At 69.2% G+C, this 15,147-nt stretch carries 13 protein-coding genes; 8 read left to right on the top strand and 5 right to left on the bottom strand.

Annotated elements, in window-relative coordinates:
- Nucleotides 1–37: 37 nt before the first annotated feature.
- A complete protein-coding gene (locus IM760_RS13655; protein ID WP_204430261.1) occupies nucleotides 38–1,378 on the top strand; it encodes a nicotinate phosphoribosyltransferase in 1,341 nt (446 codons plus the stop codon).
- A gap of 9 nt (nucleotides 1,379–1,387) precedes the next feature.
- On the opposite strand, the gene IM760_RS13660 is transcribed toward IM760_RS13655, so the two are convergent.
- From IM760_RS13660 to IM760_RS13670, 3 genes are read right to left on the bottom strand one after another with little or no spacing between them, the layout of a single operon-like run.
- A complete protein-coding gene (locus tag IM760_RS13660; RefSeq protein ID WP_204430268.1) occupies nucleotides 1,388–2,716 on the bottom strand; it encodes a DASH family cryptochrome in 1,329 nt (442 codons plus the stop codon).
- Entirely contained in the window at nucleotides 2,713–2,850 is a 138-nt protein-coding gene (locus tag IM760_RS13665) for a DUF2256 domain-containing protein (RefSeq protein ID WP_204430269.1), read from the bottom strand. The genes IM760_RS13660 and IM760_RS13665 overlap by 4 nt, the downstream gene beginning before the upstream one ends.
- Entirely contained in the window at nucleotides 2,847–3,587 is a 741-nt protein-coding gene (locus IM760_RS13670) for an SDR family NAD(P)-dependent oxidoreductase (protein WP_204430272.1), read from the bottom strand. Before IM760_RS13670 ends, IM760_RS13665 begins: the two co-directional genes overlap by 4 nt.
- 186 nt (nucleotides 3,588–3,773) lie before the next feature.
- Between IM760_RS13670 and IM760_RS13675 the strand changes: the two genes are divergently transcribed.
- The 4 genes from IM760_RS13675 to pdeM are packed head-to-tail and all read left to right on the top strand — an operon-like array spanning nucleotide 3,774 to nucleotide 9,496.
- Nucleotides 3,774–4,784 carry a ligase-associated DNA damage response exonuclease gene (locus tag IM760_RS13675; protein WP_204430273.1) on the top strand — a complete coding sequence of 337 codons (1,011 nt, stop codon included), beginning with the start codon at nucleotides 3,774–3,776 and terminating at the stop codon, nucleotides 4,782–4,784.
- Nucleotides 4,784–6,394, top strand: a complete 1,611-nt coding sequence (locus tag IM760_RS13680) for an ATP-dependent DNA ligase (RefSeq protein WP_204430278.1) — start codon at nucleotides 4,784–4,786, stop codon at nucleotides 6,392–6,394. Before IM760_RS13675 ends, IM760_RS13680 begins: the two co-directional genes overlap by 1 nt.
- The gene (locus IM760_RS13685) at nucleotides 6,378–8,843 is read left to right on the top strand and encodes a ligase-associated DNA damage response DEXH box helicase (protein WP_204430280.1); all 2,466 of its coding nucleotides are present in this window, start codon (nucleotides 6,378–6,380) and stop codon (nucleotides 8,841–8,843) included. Before IM760_RS13680 ends, IM760_RS13685 begins: the two co-directional genes overlap by 17 nt.
- Nucleotides 8,840–9,496: a ligase-associated DNA damage response endonuclease PdeM gene (pdeM, locus tag IM760_RS13690; protein ID WP_204430282.1), complete on the top strand. Its 657-nt coding sequence runs from the start codon at nucleotides 8,840–8,842 to the stop codon at nucleotides 9,494–9,496. Before IM760_RS13685 ends, pdeM begins: the two co-directional genes overlap by 4 nt.
- Here pdeM and IM760_RS13695 read toward each other — a convergent pair.
- Nucleotides 9,491–10,522, bottom strand: a complete 1,032-nt coding sequence (locus IM760_RS13695; protein ID WP_204430284.1) for a phospholipase A — start codon at nucleotides 10,520–10,522, stop codon at nucleotides 9,491–9,493. The genes pdeM and IM760_RS13695 overlap by 6 nt on opposite strands.
- A gap of 23 nt (nucleotides 10,523–10,545) precedes the next feature.
- Complete coding sequence (locus IM760_RS13700; protein WP_204430286.1) at nucleotides 10,546–10,734, bottom strand: Trm112 family protein; 189 nt, start codon at nucleotides 10,732–10,734, stop codon at nucleotides 10,546–10,548.
- A gap of 252 nt (nucleotides 10,735–10,986) precedes the next feature.
- Between IM760_RS13700 and IM760_RS13705 the strand changes: the two genes are divergently transcribed.
- The 3 genes from IM760_RS13705 to IM760_RS13715 all read left to right on the top strand — a co-directional run bounded on the left by IM760_RS13705 (nucleotide 10,987) and on the right by IM760_RS13715 (nucleotide 15,087).
- Nucleotides 10,987–12,783 (top strand): acyl-CoA dehydrogenase C-terminal domain-containing protein, encoded by a 1,797-nt coding sequence (locus tag IM760_RS13705; protein ID WP_204430288.1) that lies wholly within the window; start codon nucleotides 10,987–10,989, stop codon nucleotides 12,781–12,783.
- A gap of 72 nt (nucleotides 12,784–12,855) precedes the next feature.
- Nucleotides 12,856–13,272: a YbaN family protein gene (locus IM760_RS13710; RefSeq protein ID WP_204430290.1), complete on the top strand. Its 417-nt coding sequence runs from the start codon at nucleotides 12,856–12,858 to the stop codon at nucleotides 13,270–13,272.
- Between the two features lie 39 nt (nucleotides 13,273–13,311).
- Nucleotides 13,312–15,087: an acyl-CoA dehydrogenase C-terminal domain-containing protein gene (locus IM760_RS13715; protein ID WP_204430291.1), complete on the top strand. Its 1,776-nt coding sequence runs from the start codon at nucleotides 13,312–13,314 to the stop codon at nucleotides 15,085–15,087.
- The last annotated feature ends 60 nt before the right edge of the window (nucleotides 15,088–15,147 follow it).

The raw sequence follows: 15,147 nt of genomic DNA on the forward strand, positions 1-15,147 counted from the left end.
TAGCGGTGTTTGATACCACCAGCCGAAGGAAGCGCCGATGACCGCAGTCTGGCCCCGGGCGGACGAACTGGGTCTGCTCACCGATCTCTACGAACTGAACATGGCCCAGGCCTACCACCTGGACCACCGGCGGGGCGAGGCGGTGTTCAGCCTGTTCTACCGGGTGTTGCCCGGCCAGCGTAATTTCGCCGTGGCCTGTGGCCAGGAGCACGCCGCCCGGCTGATCAGCGAGTTGCGCTTTCCCGAGGAGCAGGTGCGCCGCCTGGCGCCGCTGGGTTTCCGCGATGAATTCCTGGACTGGCTGGCCGGCTTCCGCTTCAGCGGCGAGGTGCGCGCGCTGCCGGAGGGCTCCCTGGTGTTCCCCCAGGAGCCGCTGCTGGAACTGCGCGCCCCGGTGGCGGAAGGGCAGCTGCTGGAAAGCCTGCTGATGAATTACGTCAACCTGGAAACCCTGCTCGCCTCCAAGGCGGCGCGGGTGGTGCTGGCCGCCGGCGACGCCCCGGTGCTGGACTTCGGCATGCGCCGCATGCACGGCCTGGAGGCCGCCTGGCGCAGCGTGCGGGCTTACCGGGTGGCGGGCATCCAGGCCACCAGCAATGTGCTGGGCGGGCTCACCTTCGACCTGCCGCTGCGCGGCACCATGGCCCACTCCTACATCCAGTCGTTCGACGACGAGACCGAGGCGTTCCGGCGTTATGCCCGGGACTACCCGGGCACCACCCTGCTGATCGACACCTACGACGCCCTGGCCGCCACCGACAAGGTGATCGGGCTGGTGCGCGACGAGGGCCTGGACGTGGGCGCGCTGCGCATCGATTCCGGTGATCTGGCGGCGCTGGCCCGGGCGGTGCGCGACAAGCTGGACGGCGCCGGCCTGTCGCGTATCCGCGTGGTGGTCAGCGGCGGCCTGGACGAATGGAAGGTGGCCGATCTGGTGGCCGGCGGCGCCCCCATCGACGGCTTCGGCGTGGGCACCGAAATGGGTTCGGTGGCGGACGCGCCGTCCCTGGATTTCGCCTACAAACTCACCGAGTACGACGGCCGGCCGCGCCTCAAGGCGTCGCCGGGCAAGCCGGTCTATCCTGGCGCCAAGCAGGTCTGGCGGCAGTACGACGGCGAGGGTCGGCTGGTGGGTGACGAGATCACCGCCGCCGACGAGGAACGCCACGGCGAGCCGCTGCTGCGCACCGTGGTGGCCGACGGCGCGCCGGTGGTGCCGCCGCCGGACCCGGACGCCGCCCGCGAGCGCCTGCGCCGGGAACTGGCCTCCCTGCCGGCGGCGCTGCGCGGCACCGCCCGCGCCGACGCGCCCTACCCGGTGAGTTTCAGCGACGCCCTGGAAGACCTGCGCAAGCGCACCCTGGACCGGCTGCCCTGAGCGGCGCCCTCAGGGCCGCGTCCAGGGCGCCACCAGAGGGCGCTCCGGGCGGTGCCGCCGGTCCGCCGGCAGCGCCGCCCGCTCCGGCAGCCAGCGCGCCACGTAGTCACCGTGAGGGTCGTAGCGCTCCGCCTGGCTCAGCACATTGAACCAGCGGTGGCCGCGGGGATCGTTGCCGACCCCGGCCAGATAGGCCCAGTTGCCCCAATTGCTGGCCGGGTCGTAATCGATCAGGCAGGCCTCGAACCAGGCGGCGCCCAGCCGCCAGTCCTGGGCCAGTTCATGGACCAGAAAGCTGGCCAGATTCTGGCGCAGCCGGTTGGAGACGAAGCCGGTGGCGCTCAGCTCCCGCAGGCCGGCGTCGATCAGCGGCACCCCGGTACGGCCGTCGCGCCAGGCCCGCCAGCGCGCGTCGTCGGGCCGGCAGGCCGGCGGCTGGTCGCGCAGACCCCGCCGCCGGAACAGGGCCCCGCCGTGGCGGTACAGCACCCAGCGAAAATACTCCCGCCAGAGCAGCTCGAAGCGCAGCCAGTAGGTATTGTCGTCGCCGCCGTGCAGGGCCTCGAAGCGCAGGGTCTCGTGATAGACCCGGCGGGCGGACAGGGCGCCGCTGGCCAGCCACGGCGACAGCTTGCTGGAGTCGTCGGCGCGCAGCAGGCCGTTGCGGGTGGCTTTGTAGTGGCGCAGGGCGCGCCAGCGCCACAGATAGGTGTGCAGGTGGCGCTGGCCGGCGGCCTCGCCGCCACGGAACACCATCACCGCCCGGGGATCGTGCCCGGCGGGTCCCGGCGCCACCGCCGTGCCGCGCGCGCCGGCGGGCACCGGCGGCAGCCGTGACGGCGCCGGCCGGGGCGGCTCCACCCGGGCGTGGCTCTCCACCTGCCGGCGGAAGGCGCTGAAGGTGTCCGGCAGGGCGTCCACCGCGAACGGCAACGCCGCCGCGTCCAGCAGGCCGCCCTCCTCGATCTCCCGCAGCGGGCACGGCAGCAAGGTGGCCAGCCGCGCCACCTGGTCGCTTTCCTCGCTGCCCGGTTCCCGGCCCACCACCACCCGGTCCACCGCGAAGCACCGGCAAAGGTCCGGCAGCGCCTGCTCCGGCGCCGCCTCCACCACCAGCAGATCGCTGCCCCGGGCGCGCAGGGCGTCGCCCAGGGCGCGCAGGGTTTCGCGCAGAAACCGGTCCCGGTGCGGGCCCCGACGCGGCAGGCCCCCCGGACCGTCGGCCGGGTCCGGCGCCAGGCAGAACACCGGCAGCAGTCGCGGATCCCGGGCCGCCTCCGCCAGGGTGCGCTGATCGTCCAGACGCAGATCCCGGCGCAGCCACAGCAGCGTGGTCATCGGCGGCGCCTCCGGCAGCGTTCTGAGCAGTACACCACCCGGTCCCAGTCGCGGGCCCACTTGCGCCGCCAGCGGAACGGCCGGCCGCACACCGGGCAGGTCTTCTCGGGCAGGGTGGCTTTGTGGTGGCTCACCAGGGAATGTCCTTGCCGTCCCAGGCCAGGAAGCGGCCGCTGTCCGCCTCGCCGGCGCCGTCGATCAGGCCCAGCAGCCGCTCCGCGGCGAAGTCCGGGGTAAACAGCTTTCCCTCCGGCACATTGCGCTGAAACGGGCGTGACAGGGCGGTGTCCACGGTGCCCGGATGCAGCGCCAGCACGATCAGACCCGGCGCCCGGCGCCGCGCTTCCACCGCGAAGGTGCGGATAAACTGATTCTGGGCCGCCTTGGAGGCCCGGTAGGCGTACCAGCCGCCGAGCCGGTTGTCGGCGATGCTGCCGACCCGCGCGGACAGGGAGGCGAACACCGCCCGTTGGCCACCACGCAGCAGCGGCAGGCCGTGTTTGGCCAGCAGCATGGGCGCGCTGGCGTTGAGCGCGAAGGCGCGGGCCAGGGCGGCGCCGTCCAGATCCTCCAAACGCTTCTCCGGCGCCAGCCCGTGGGCCTCGTCGTGCAACACGCCGGCGCAGTGAATCAGACTGTCCAGCGGCTCGCCGGCCCCGGCCACCCGCTCCATCAACGCGGCGATGTCCTGTTCCCGGGTCAGATCCGCCGCCACCGGGATCAGCCGCTGCTCTCCATGAGCCACCGGCGCCCGGCCCTCGCCCGGCCGCCGGCTGACCGCGAACACGGTATCCCCGGCCTCCAGGCAGCGCCGCGTCAGCGCACCACCGATCCCGCCGCTGGCGCCGGTGATCAAACGGACTTTCCCCATACCGCCTTCCTCGCTCCATGGAAACCCGGCCAGCCTAACCACGCCCGCGCCCAGACCCCGTGAACACCCGCCCCACCCGCCCCAACCACGGAGCCGCGCGGCCTCTACCGAGGGTTCAACCTTTGTTTGCAAAGCACCCCCGAATTTTTCACGACGGAATCACCATTCTCCGGGCACACTGTCCCCATGACGAAGGACCAGTCCACGCCGCCGCTGATCGTGCCCACGGACCAGGGCCTGTACTGCGCCGCCGGCGACTTCCACATTGATCCCTGGCGCCCGGTCCCCCGGGCGGTGCTCACCCACGCCCACGCCGACCACGCGCGCACCGGCAGCCAGCGCTACTTCGCCCAGGCCGACGGCGTGCCCCTGCTGCGCCACCGGCTCGGCAACCAGGATTTCGAACCCCTCGACTACGGCGAGCGGCGCCGCTTCGGCGCGGTACGCGTCAGTCTGCATTCCGCCGGCCACGTGCTGGGTTCCTCCCAGGTGCGGGTGGAGCACGACGACGGCCGGGTCTGGGTGTTCACCGGCGACTTCAAACGGGACGCCGACCCCACCTGCGCGCCCTTCGAGGTGGTGCCCTGCGACACCCTGATCACCGAAGCCACCTTCGCGCTGCCCTGCTACCGCTGGCCGCCGGTGGAGCGGGTCGGCGAGCGCATCCACCACTGGTGGTCGGCGCACCCGGACCGGCCCTGCGTTCTGTTCACCTACGCCCTGGGCAAGGCCCAGCGGGTGCTGGCGGCGCTGACCGCGCACACCGATCGCACCGTCCACCTGCACGGCGCCATGGTGCCGTTGACCGAACTGTACCGGCGGGCCGGGGTGACCATGCTGCCCACCGAGCCGGTGTCCGCGCTGCCGCGCGGCCACGACTTCAGCGGCGCGCTGATCCTGGCGCCACCCTCCGCCGCCGGCAGCCCCTGGATGCGCCGCTTCAAGAATGCCAGCACCGGCTTCGCCTCCGGCTGGATGCGCATTCGCGGCAACCGTCGCCGGCGCGGCTACGATTACGGCTTCGAACTGAGCGACCATGCCGACTGGCCGGCGCTGCTGCGAACCGTCCGCGACTGCGGCGCGCGCACCGTGCTCACCACCCACGGCCGCAGCGACGAGCTGGTGCGTTACCTCCGCGAAGTGGAGGGCGTGGATGCCCGCGCCCTGAGCACCCTGTACGGCGGGGAGGACGACTGATGCAGGCCTTCGCCGCCCTGTTCGCCGAGCTGGACGCCACCACTCGCACCCGCGTCAAGCTGGACGCAATGAAAGACTACTTCGAGCAGGTCGGGCCCACGGACGGCGCCTGGGCGGTGTACGTGCTCACCGGCCGGCGCATGAAGCGCCTGATCGGCGCGCGCAAGCTGCGCGACTGGCTCGGCGAGGCCAGCGGCCTGCCGGACTGGCTGGTGGAGGAGACCTACCAGCACGTGGGCGATCTGGCGGAAACCGTCAGCCTGCTCATGGACGACGGCGAGGACCGCCCGGCGGTGGAAGGCAGTCTGGCCGAGTGGGTGGAAGAGGGCGTGCTGGCCCTGCGCGGCCTGGACGAGCAGGACCAGAAGGCCCGGGTGCTGGCCCATTGGCGGCGGCTGCCCCGGTCCGCCTGTTTTCTCTACAACAAGCTGCTCACCGGCAGCCTGCGGGTGGGCGTGTCCCGGGGTCTGGTGGAGCGCGCCCTGGCGGAGCTGAGCGACCGGCCCCGGGCGCTGATCGCCCGCCGGCTGATGGGCGAGTTCGAACCGTCCGCCGATTTCTACCGCCACCTGCTCAGCGAGGAACGGCGCGAGGAGCGTGACGGCCAGCCCTACCCGTTCTTCCTCGCCTCGCCGCTGGAAAGTGAGCCGCCCAGCCTGGGACCGCTCACCGACTGGCAGGCGGAATGGAAGTGGGACGGCATCCGCGCCCAGCTGATCGCCCGGCCGGCGGACGCCGAGCCCAATCAGGTGTGGCTGTGGTCGCGGGGCGAGGAACCCATGGCCGGGCGTTTCCCGGAGGTGGAGGCCGCCGCCGGGGCGCTGCCGGAGGTGGTGCTGGACGGCGAACTGGTGGCCTGGAAGGACGGCGTGCTGCCGTTCTCCGAGATGCAACGGCGTATCCAGCGCAAGAAGGTCGGCGACAAACTGCTGCGCGAGGTGCCGGTGGCGTTTCTGGCCTACGATCTGCTTGAGTACCAGGGCCGCGACTGGCGGGCACGGCCGCTCAGCGAACGGCGCGCCGCCCTGGAAACGCTGATCGCGGACACCGACGCGCCGGCCCTGAAGCTCAGCCCCACGGTAAGGGCGGACGACTGGGCGGCGCTGGCGGCCCTGCGCGAGAACAGCCGCGCACACCGCGTCGAGGGCCTGATGCTGAAGCGCGCCGACAGCCCCTACCGCAGCGGCCGGGTGCGCGGCGACTGGTGGAAGTGGAAGCTCGATCCGCTGACCCTGGACGCGGTGCTGCTCTATGCCCAGCCCGGCCACGGCCGCCGCGCCAACCTGTACACCGACTACACCCTGGCGGTGCCGGACGGCGACAGCTATGTACCCATCGCCAAGGCCTACTCCGGCCTCACCGACCAGGAAATCGGCCAGTTGGACCGCTGGATCCGCCGCAACACGGTGGAGAAGTTCGGCCCGGTGCGCTCCCTGCGCCCGCACCAGGTGTTCGAGATCGCCTTCGAGGGCATTCAGCCGTCGTCGCGGCACAAGTCCGGCATTGCCCTGCGCTTCCCGCGCATCGCCCGCTGGCGCCAGGATCTGACCCCGGACCAGGCGGACAGCCTGACCCAGGTGAAGGAGCTGCTGAATGCCTTCGGCAGCTGACGGCCTGGCCCGCGTCGACGCCTGGTTCGCGGAACAGGGCTGGACGCCGGCGCCGTTTCAGCGCCGCGCCTGGGCGGCGTTCCGTCAGGGCCGCTCCGGGCTGATCCACTCGCCCACCGGCTCCGGCAAATCCCTGGCCGCCTGGCTGGGACCGGTGTCCCGGGCGCTGGAGAGTGACGACGGCCAGGCCGGCCTGCGGGTGCTGTGGATCACGCCGCTGCGCGCCCTGGCCGCCGACACCGCCGAGAATCTGCGCGCCGCCTTGGACGGTGTGGGCCTGGACTGGAAAGTGGAAACCCGCACCGGCGACACCGGCGCCGCCGCCCGCGCCCGCCAGCGCAAACGCCTGCCGGAGGCGCTGATCACCACCCCGGAAAGCCTGTCGCTGCTGCTCTCCTACAAACAGGCGGCGGACCGCTTTCGTCACCTGGACGCGGTGATCGTGGACGAATGGCACGAACTGCTGGGCAGCAAGCGCGGTGTGCAGCTGGAGCTGTGCCTGGCCTGGCTGCGCGCCCGCCGGCCCGGCCTGCCGGTGTGGGGGCTGTCAGCCACCCTGGGCAATCTGGACGAAGCCCTGGCGGTGTTGCTGGGCCCGCACGCGGACGCCGGCGAACGCATCGCCGGCGACAGCGCCAAGACCCTCACCGTGCGTGGCCTGTGCCCGGAGCGGCTGGACCGCTTTCCCTGGGCCGGCCATTTGGGCCTGTCGCAGCTCCAGCCGGTGATTGACTATCTGGAGCAGGGGCGGAGCGCGCTGCTGTTCACCAACACCCGCTCCCAGGCGGAACTGTGGTTCGAGGCGCTGGCGAAAAACAAGCTGGAGTGGATCACCGAAATCGGCCTGCACCACGGCTCCATCGACCGGCCCCTGCGGCAGAAGCTGGAGCAGGGCCTGCGCGAGGGCGCCTTCCGCTGCGTGGTGTGCACCTCCAGCCTGGATCTGGGTGTGGATTTCTCGCCGGTGGACCGGGTGGTGCAGGTGGGCAGCCCCAAGGGCGTGGCGCGGCTGATGCAGCGCGCCGGCCGCTCCGGCCACAGGCCCGGGGCCGACAGCGAAATCCTCTGTGTGCCCAGCCACGCCTTTGAGCTGGTGGAAATCGCCGCCGCCCGCCGCGCCTGGGCCGCCGGCCGGGTGGAGGCGCGCCGCCCGCTGACCCTGTGTCTGGACGTGCTGGTCCAGCATCTGGTGACCCTGGCGGTGGGCGACGGCTTCGAGCCCGGCGCCGCCCTGGCCGAGGCCCGCGCCACCCACGCCTTCGCCGCGCTCACCGATGAACAGTTCCAGTGGTGCCTGGACTTCATCACCCGGGGCGGCCCGGTGCTGGAACATTACCCTCAGTTCCAGCGGGTGGTGGAAGAGGGCGGCCGCTACCGGGTCACCGACCAGGGGCTGGCCCGTCGCCACCGCATGTCCGTGGGCACCATCACCAGCGACTATCAGATGCGGGTGAAATTCCTGCGCGGCCCGGGCCTGGGCACCATCGAGGAAAGCTTTATCGCCCGCCTCAAACCCGGCGACGCCTTCCTGTTTTCCGGGCGCGCCCTGGAGCTGGTGAAAGTGCGCGACATGATCGCCTATGTGCGCGCCGCCAAGGGCCGCCGGTCCCTGGTGCCGCGCTGGCAGGGCGGGCGGCTGCCGCTGTCCACGGAGCTGGCGGACACGGTGCTGGAGATCCTCGAGGAGGTGGCCGGCGGTGACTACCGGGACCCGGAGGTGCAGGCGATCCGGTCGATCCTGGAAACCCAGCTGGACCAGTCGGCGCTGCCGTCCCGGCACCGGCTGCTGATCGAGCGCAGCCGCTCCCGGGAGGGCACCCACCTGTTCCTGTTTCCGTTCGCCGGGCGCCTGGCCCACGAGGGGCTGGCGGCGCTGCTGGCCTGGCGCCTCGGCCAGCGGCTGCCGGCCACCTTCTCGATCTCGGTGAACGATTACGGGCTGGAACTGCTCACCGCCAGCGCCCTGCCGGCGCTGACCGACGCGGACTGGCGCGCCCTGCTGTCGCCGGAGCGGCTGGTGGAGGACGTGCTGGCCGCGCTCAACGCCAGCGAACTGGCCCGGCGCCGGTTCCGCGATATCGCCCGCATCAGCGGCCTGGTGTTCCAGGGCTACCCGGGCAAGGGCAAAACCGGCAAGCAGCTGCAGGCCTCCAGCGGCCTGCTCTACGACACCCTGGACCGCTACGACCCGGGCCACCGTCTGCTCGATCAGGCGCGCCGGGAAGTGCTGGAAAGCCAGCTGGAACTGGGCCGCCTGCGCGCCGTGCTGGAGCGGGTGGCGGACCAGGCTCTGTGCCTCACCGAGCCGGAGCGCTTCACGCCGCTGGCGTTTCCACTGTGGGTGGAGCGCCTGCGCAACCGGCTCAGCACGGAAAGCTGGCGGGACCGGGTGGCGCGCATGACCGAGCGCTTGGAGAAACACGCCGACCGGCGCGCGGGGGGCGGATGAGCGACGTTCTGACGCTGCCCCTGGCCGGCGAAACCGTGCTGCTGCATGGCGACCGGGCACTGTATTACCCGGCGGAGCGGGCGCTGCTGGTGGCCGACACTCACTTCGGCAAGGGCGCTTTTCTGCGCCGCCAGGGGCTGGCGGTGCCCGGCGGCGGCAGCGCCGCCGATCTGGACCGGCTGAGCGCCCTGATCGGCCATTTCCGGCCAGAGCGGCTGATCGTGCTGGGGGATTTCTTCCATCACCGGCCGCGGCCCGGCGAACCGTTTCTGGCGGCCTGGCCGCGCTGGCGGGCGGCGCACCCGACGCTGACGCCGGAGGTGGTGATCGGCAACCACGACCGGCACGCGGAGGGGTTGGACCTGGATTTGATCTGGCATGACGAGCTGGATCTGGGGCCGTTCCGATTGCGCCACGACCCGGAGCCGGTGGCCGGCCGTCACGTGCTGGGCGGCCACCTGCACCCGGCCTACCGGCTGCGCGGCGCCGGCGACGGGGTGCGCGCGCCGGTGTTCTGGCTGCGCGAGGCGGTCACCGTGCTGCCCGCCTTCGGCGGCCTCACCGGCGGCTGGGCGGTGCGCCCCGGCCGGGGTGAGCGGGTGGTGCTGGCCCTGGACGGCGGGCTCTACCCGCTGCCCGCCGCGCCCCTATAGGGTGTCGGTAAGCAGAATGCCCAGGCTGAAGCGGGTCTCGTAGTCGTCGTAGTTGATCAGGGAGTCGCCGTAGCCGGTGAACACCTGCACCAGCCCCTTGAAGCGCTCGTTGATGGGGAAGGAGTAATTGACGCGGCCGGCGCCCTTGTTGTCCGAGCGCAGGTTGTTACGCACCATCAGCTCGACCACATGGTTGCCGAAGGCCCGCGCCACTTCCAGCTCGAAGTGCCCCATGTACTTTTCGATGTCCGGGTTGTTGTCGCCGCGTGGGTCCAGCGGATAGTCCTTGTCGTCCTCGGGAATCCGGTACCAGGGCATCAGCGACACATAGTACGGGCCGATCTGGGAGATATGCCGCAGGTAGAGCCGGTTCCAGCTGCGCGAGGTGGGCTCGTCCTCACCGTTGGAATCGTGGCGGAAGCCGAACGCCAGCAGTTCGCTCTGCACCGGGCCCAGTTTCCAGTCCACCGGTTTGGCCAGGAAGATTTCCGGGGTGAAATTGATTTCCCGGAACGGGCTCGACTCGCTCTTGTTGTAGGCCTGCCAGAAGAACACCCCGGTAAACGCCATGTACAGGGTGCTGCCGTCCCAGAAATCGCTGTACAGAGGTGCCTTCAGGGAAATCTGGAATTTGACCTCCTTGGAATCCAGCTCCTGGCCCCGGCGGTCCGGGTCGTTCCACTTGGGGTTGGACCAGTGGCTGTAGGGCAGCAGGTAATTGCGCCGGTGCGGCGTGATCACGAAGGGGTTGTCCTGGCTGGAGCGTTCCAGGGCCAGCCGGGTGCGCAGGGCGTCCTCGTGGGGCGAGCGTTGCTCGGGCCGGGGCGCGTCATCCAGGCACCAGGCGCGCAATTGTTCGGCGGTGACGTCGTCGCCCACGGTGCGCGCGGCGCGCAGCAGGCATTCGTTCTGTTCCTGCAGGCGGGCGGTGGCCGGATCCTCCGCCGGGGAGACCGGGGCGCTGCTCTCGGCGGCGAAGGCCGGCGCCGCCAGGCAACACAGCAAAGCGAGAAGCGGGCGGGGCATAGGGGGCATCCTTGGCAAGGGGGTCAGAGCGCGCGCAGTTCGTCGTCGTCCAGGGGGCGCGCTTCTTCTTCCAGCATCACCGGAATGCCGTCGCGCACCGGGTAGGCCAGCCCGCTGGCCTTGCATTTCAATTCGGCGCGTTGCTCGTCGTAGATCAACGGCGCCTTGCTCACCGGACAGACCAGAATGTCCAGCAGATTGGGGTCGATCATGGGGCGGTACTCCTGTCGGGAGCCCGAGAATAACGGGGCTCTGGGGGCGGACTATACCAGTGTTGTCGGACAAAAGTGATTTCAAACGCTTGTTTGACTTACGGGTCACAAATAGTTGTGGGCAGCGGCTCGGGGGCACGGCTAACATTTCCGTCCTGACGATGGACCCGCCCCCGCCCGCTGCCTCTGTCACAGCCCGTTCCGGGGCCGGTTTTCCCACTTAACGACGACTCATTCCCGGGAGACCAGATCATGCCCGAGTACAAAGCTCCCCTGCGCGATATGCGCTTCGTGCTCAACGAAGTGCTGGACCTGGATGGCCATTACGCCAAGCTGGGTCTGGAAGAGGTGAACAGCGAACTGCTCAATGCCTTTCTCGAGGAAGGCGCCAAATTCTCCGAGAACGAACTGGCTCCCCTGAACCGGTCCGGCGACGAGGAAGGCTGCCACTTCGAGGACGGCGTGGTGACCACGCCGAAGGGCTTCAAGGAGGCCTACGCCAAGTACGTGGAAGGCGGCTGGCCGGCCATCAACGGCGATCCGGAATTCGGCGGCCAGGGCCTGCCGGGCTCCGCCAGCATCGCCATTTCCGAAATGACCGGCACCGCCAACTGGTCCTGGAGCATGTATCCGGGCCTGTCCCACGGCGCCGTGGCCACCATCGAGGAGCACGGCACCGACGAGCAGAAGAACGCCTATCTGCCCAAGCTGACCAGCGGTGAATGGACCGGCACCATGTGTCTGACCGAGCCGCACTGCGGTTCCGACCTGGGCATCCTGAAAACCAAGGCCGAGCCCAACGCCGACGGCAGCTACAGCATCACCGGCACCAAGATCTTCATCTCCGCCGGCGAGCACGACATGGCCGAGAACATCGTGCACATCGTGCTGGCGCGTCTTCCCGATGCGCCCAAAGGCACCAAGGGCATTTCCCTGTTCATCGTGCCCAAGTTCCTCACCGACGGCAGCGGCGCCGTGGGCGAGCGCAACGCCGTGGCCTGCGGCTCCATCGAGCACAAGATGGGCATCAAGGCCTCCGCCACCTGCGTGATGAACTTCGACGGCGCCACCGGTTACCTGATCGGCCCGGAAAATAAAGGCCTGAACTGCATGTTCACCTTTATGAACTTCGCCCGCCTGGGCACCGCCATCCAGGGCGTGGCCCACGCCGAGCTGGGCTTCCAGGGCGGTCTGGCCTACGCGAAGGAGCGGCTCGCCATGCGCAGCCTGTCCGGCCCGAAAAACCCGGACGGCCCGGCGGACCCGATCATCGTGCATCCGGACGTGCGCCGCATGCTGCTCACCTCCAAGGCCTTCGCCGAAGGCGGCCGCGCGCTGGTCTACCTGTGCGCCCAGCTCGGTGACCAGGTGAAACTGGCCCGGGACGACGCCGAGCGTGAGCAGGCCCACGACCTGATGGCGCTGCTCACCCCGATCGCCAAGGCGTTCGTTACCGAGGTGGGCCTGGAAGCGGCCAACCATGGCGTGCAGATCTACGGCGGCCACGGTTTCATCCGCGAGTGGGGCATGGAGCAGAACGTGCGCGACGCGCGCATCTCCACCCTCTACGAAGGCACCACCGGCATCCAGGCGCTGGACCTGCTGGGCCGCAAGGTGATGATGACCCAGGGCCAGGCCCTGCGGAACTTCACCAAGATCGTGCACAAGTTCTGCGAAGCCCACGCCGACAACGGTGAGCTCAAGGAGCTGATCGACCCGGTGGCCCACTACAACCGCGAGTGGGGCGAGCTGACCCAGGCGATCGCCATGCAGGCCATGCAGAACCCGGACTACGTGGGCGCCGCCTCGGTGGACTACCTGATGTACTCCGGCTACGTGACCCTCGCCTACCTGTGGGCGCGGATGGCCGCCAAGGCCCAGGAGCAACTGGCCGCCGGTACCGGCGACGAGGACTTCTACAAGGCCAAGATCAGCACCGCCCGCTTCTACATGAAGCGCATCCTGCCGCGCGCGGCGGGTCACAAGGGCGCCATCGAAGGCGGTCTCGACTGCCTGATGGAACTGGACCAGGAACACTTCGCGTTCTGATCCGGCCTGCTTCGGCATGACCCTGAAAAAGCCCCGCTTCGGCGGGGCTTTTTTGTGGCTTATACTGCGTTCATGTTGCGTACTTTTCTCTGGCGCGGTCTGGCACTGCTTTGCGTGGCCCTGGGGCTGATCGGCGTGGTGGTGCCGGGCATGCCGACCACCGTGTTCATGTTGATCGCCGCCTGGGCGGGCACCCGGGGCTGGCCGCGTCTGGAACACTGGCTGCTCAATCACCCCCGCTTCGGCCCGCCCATCGTGCTGTGGCGGGAGCAGGGCGCCATGTCGCGCCGCGCCAAATGCGCCGCTTCCACGGTGATGCTGATCAGCGTGGTGCTGATCGCCCTTTCCGGCGCGCCGAACAGCGTGAAAATCGGCGTGCCGCTGTTTCTTTGCGGGCTGCTGCTGTGGATGTGGCGCCGCCCGGAACCCACCGTTGAGGATGAACGGCGGGTCACAAATAAACGTTTACGCCCCGTTCGCCGCGACTAAACTAGGCTCCCGCAACCGCCACGTTTCGGGAGATTGTTCATGGCTACCTACAAAGCGCCGTTGGAAGACATGCGTTTCATTTTGAACGATGTATTTCAGGCTGACCGTTTGTGGGCGTCCATGCCCGCCACCGCCGAGGTCACCCGCGATCTGTCCGACGCGATTCTGGATGAAGCGGGCAAAATGGTGGAAAACCTGCTCTTTCCGTTGAACCGCGACGGCGATGAAGAAGGCTGTCACTTCGACAACGGGCAGGTCACCACGCCGAAAGGTTTCAAGGAAGCGTTCAAAACCTACGCCGAAAACGGCTGGACCGCGTTCTCCGGCAATCCGGAATTCGGTGGCCAGGGCATGCCCAAATCCCTGGCGGTGCTGTTCGAGGAAATGATGCACAGCGCCAACTCCTCATTCGCGCTTTATCCGGCGCTGACCAACGGCGCCACCCTGTGTCTGGATGCCCACGCCAGCGACGAACTCAAACAGGCCTACCTGCCCAAGCTGTACAGCGGCGAGTGGAGCGGCACCATGTGCCTCACCGAACCGCACAGCGGCACCGACCTGGGCATCATGCGCACCAAGGCCGTGCCCAACGACGACGGCTCCTACAATATTTCCGGCACCAAGATTTTTATCACCGGCGGTGAACACGACCTGGTGGACAACATCATCCACCTGGTGCTCGCCAAACTGCCCGATGCCCCCGCCGGTTCCAAGGGCATTTCCCTGTTCCTGGTGCCCAAGTTCCTGCCCGACGCGGACGGCAACCCGGGTGAACGCAACGGCGTGGCCGCCGGCTCCATCGAACACAAGATGGGCATCAAGGGTTCCGCCACCTGCGTAATGAACTTCGACGACGCCAAAGGCTGGATCATCGGCGAGCCCAACCAGGGGCTGGCCGCCATGTTCACCATGATGAACTACGAGCGTCTGTCCATCGGCATTCAGGGCCTGGGCCTGGGCGAGGTGAGCTACCAGAGCGCCGCCGATTACGCCCGCGAGCGCCTGCAGGGCCGCGCCGCCACCGGTGTCCAGAACGAAGGCGGCAACGCCGACCCGATCATCGTGCACGGCGACGTGCGCCGCATGCTGCTGACCATGCGCGCCCTGAACGAGGGCGGCCGCGCCCTGTCCACCTACGTGGGCATGGAACTGGACAAGGCCAAGTTCTCCGAAAACGACGCCGAGCAGAAAGCGGCCCAGGACCGGGTGGCGCTGCTCACCCCCATCGCCAAGGCGTTTTTCACCGACCGCGGCTTCGACACCACGGTGATCGGCCAGCAGGTGTTCGGCGGCCACGGTTACGTGCGCGAGTGGGGCATGGAACAGTTCGTGCGCGACTGCCGCATCTCGCAAATCTACGAAGGCACCAACGGCATTCAGGCGCTGGATCTGGCGGGCCGCAAGGTGACCCGCAACGGCGGCAAGTACGTGGACGCCTTCCTGGCCGACGTGCGCGGCTGGATCGATGACAACGCCAACGAGCAGGGGCTGGACAGCATCCGCGAACGGCTGGTGGCCGCCGTGGACCTGCTGGAAAGCACCACCGCCGAACTGTTGCGCCAGGCCGGCGACGACCCGGACATGGTCAACGCCAGCGCGGTGGAGTATCTCGACCTGTTCGGCTATGTCACCTACGCCTGGCTGTGGGCGCGCATGATGGTCACCGCCGCGCAACGGGACGACGACTTCGGCCGCGCCAAGCTCACCGTGGGGCGTTTCTACTTCGAGCGTCTGCTGCCCCGCGCCGGCGCCCTGGCGGAACAGATCAAGGCCGGCCCGGCCACCCTGATGAGCCTGGACCAGGACCTGTTCTGAACCGACAACTCCGACCCTCTGAAGAAGCGGCCTCCGGGCCGCTTTTTTTGTTCTTTATCC

The sequence above is a fragment of the Alloalcanivorax marinus genome (assembly GCF_016906305.1).
Classification (GTDB): domain Bacteria; phylum Pseudomonadota; class Gammaproteobacteria; order Pseudomonadales; family Alcanivoracaceae; genus Alloalcanivorax; species Alloalcanivorax marinus.

Bases quoted from the DNA above. Each gene is read 5' to 3' on its own strand.
- IM760_RS13655 (WP_204430261.1), top strand. From the start codon at position 38: ATGACCGCAGTCTGGCCCCGGGCGGACGAACTGGGTCTGCTCACCGAT.
- IM760_RS13660 (WP_204430268.1), bottom strand. From the start codon at position 2,716: ATGACCACGCTGCTGTGGCTGCGCCGGGATCTGCGTCTGGACGATCAG.
- IM760_RS13670 (WP_204430272.1), bottom strand. From the start codon at position 3,587: ATGGGGAAAGTCCGTTTGATCACCGGCGCCAGCGGCGGGATCGGTGGT.
- IM760_RS13675 (WP_204430273.1), top strand. From the start codon at position 3,774: ATGACGAAGGACCAGTCCACGCCGCCGCTGATCGTGCCCACGGACCAG.
- IM760_RS13680 (WP_204430278.1), top strand. From the start codon at position 4,784: ATGCAGGCCTTCGCCGCCCTGTTCGCCGAGCTGGACGCCACCACTCGC.
- IM760_RS13685 (WP_204430280.1), top strand. From the start codon at position 6,378: ATGCCTTCGGCAGCTGACGGCCTGGCCCGCGTCGACGCCTGGTTCGCG.
- pdeM (WP_204430282.1), top strand. From the start codon at position 8,840: ATGAGCGACGTTCTGACGCTGCCCCTGGCCGGCGAAACCGTGCTGCTG.
- IM760_RS13695 (WP_204430284.1), bottom strand. From the start codon at position 10,522: ATGCCCCGCCCGCTTCTCGCTTTGCTGTGTTGCCTGGCGGCGCCGGCC.
- IM760_RS13700 (WP_204430286.1), bottom strand. From the start codon at position 10,734: ATGATCGACCCCAATCTGCTGGACATTCTGGTCTGTCCGGTGAGCAAG.
- IM760_RS13705 (WP_204430288.1), top strand. From the start codon at position 10,987: ATGCCCGAGTACAAAGCTCCCCTGCGCGATATGCGCTTCGTGCTCAAC.
- IM760_RS13710 (WP_204430290.1), top strand. From the start codon at position 12,856: ATGTTGCGTACTTTTCTCTGGCGCGGTCTGGCACTGCTTTGCGTGGCC.
- IM760_RS13715 (WP_204430291.1), top strand. From the start codon at position 13,312: ATGGCTACCTACAAAGCGCCGTTGGAAGACATGCGTTTCATTTTGAAC.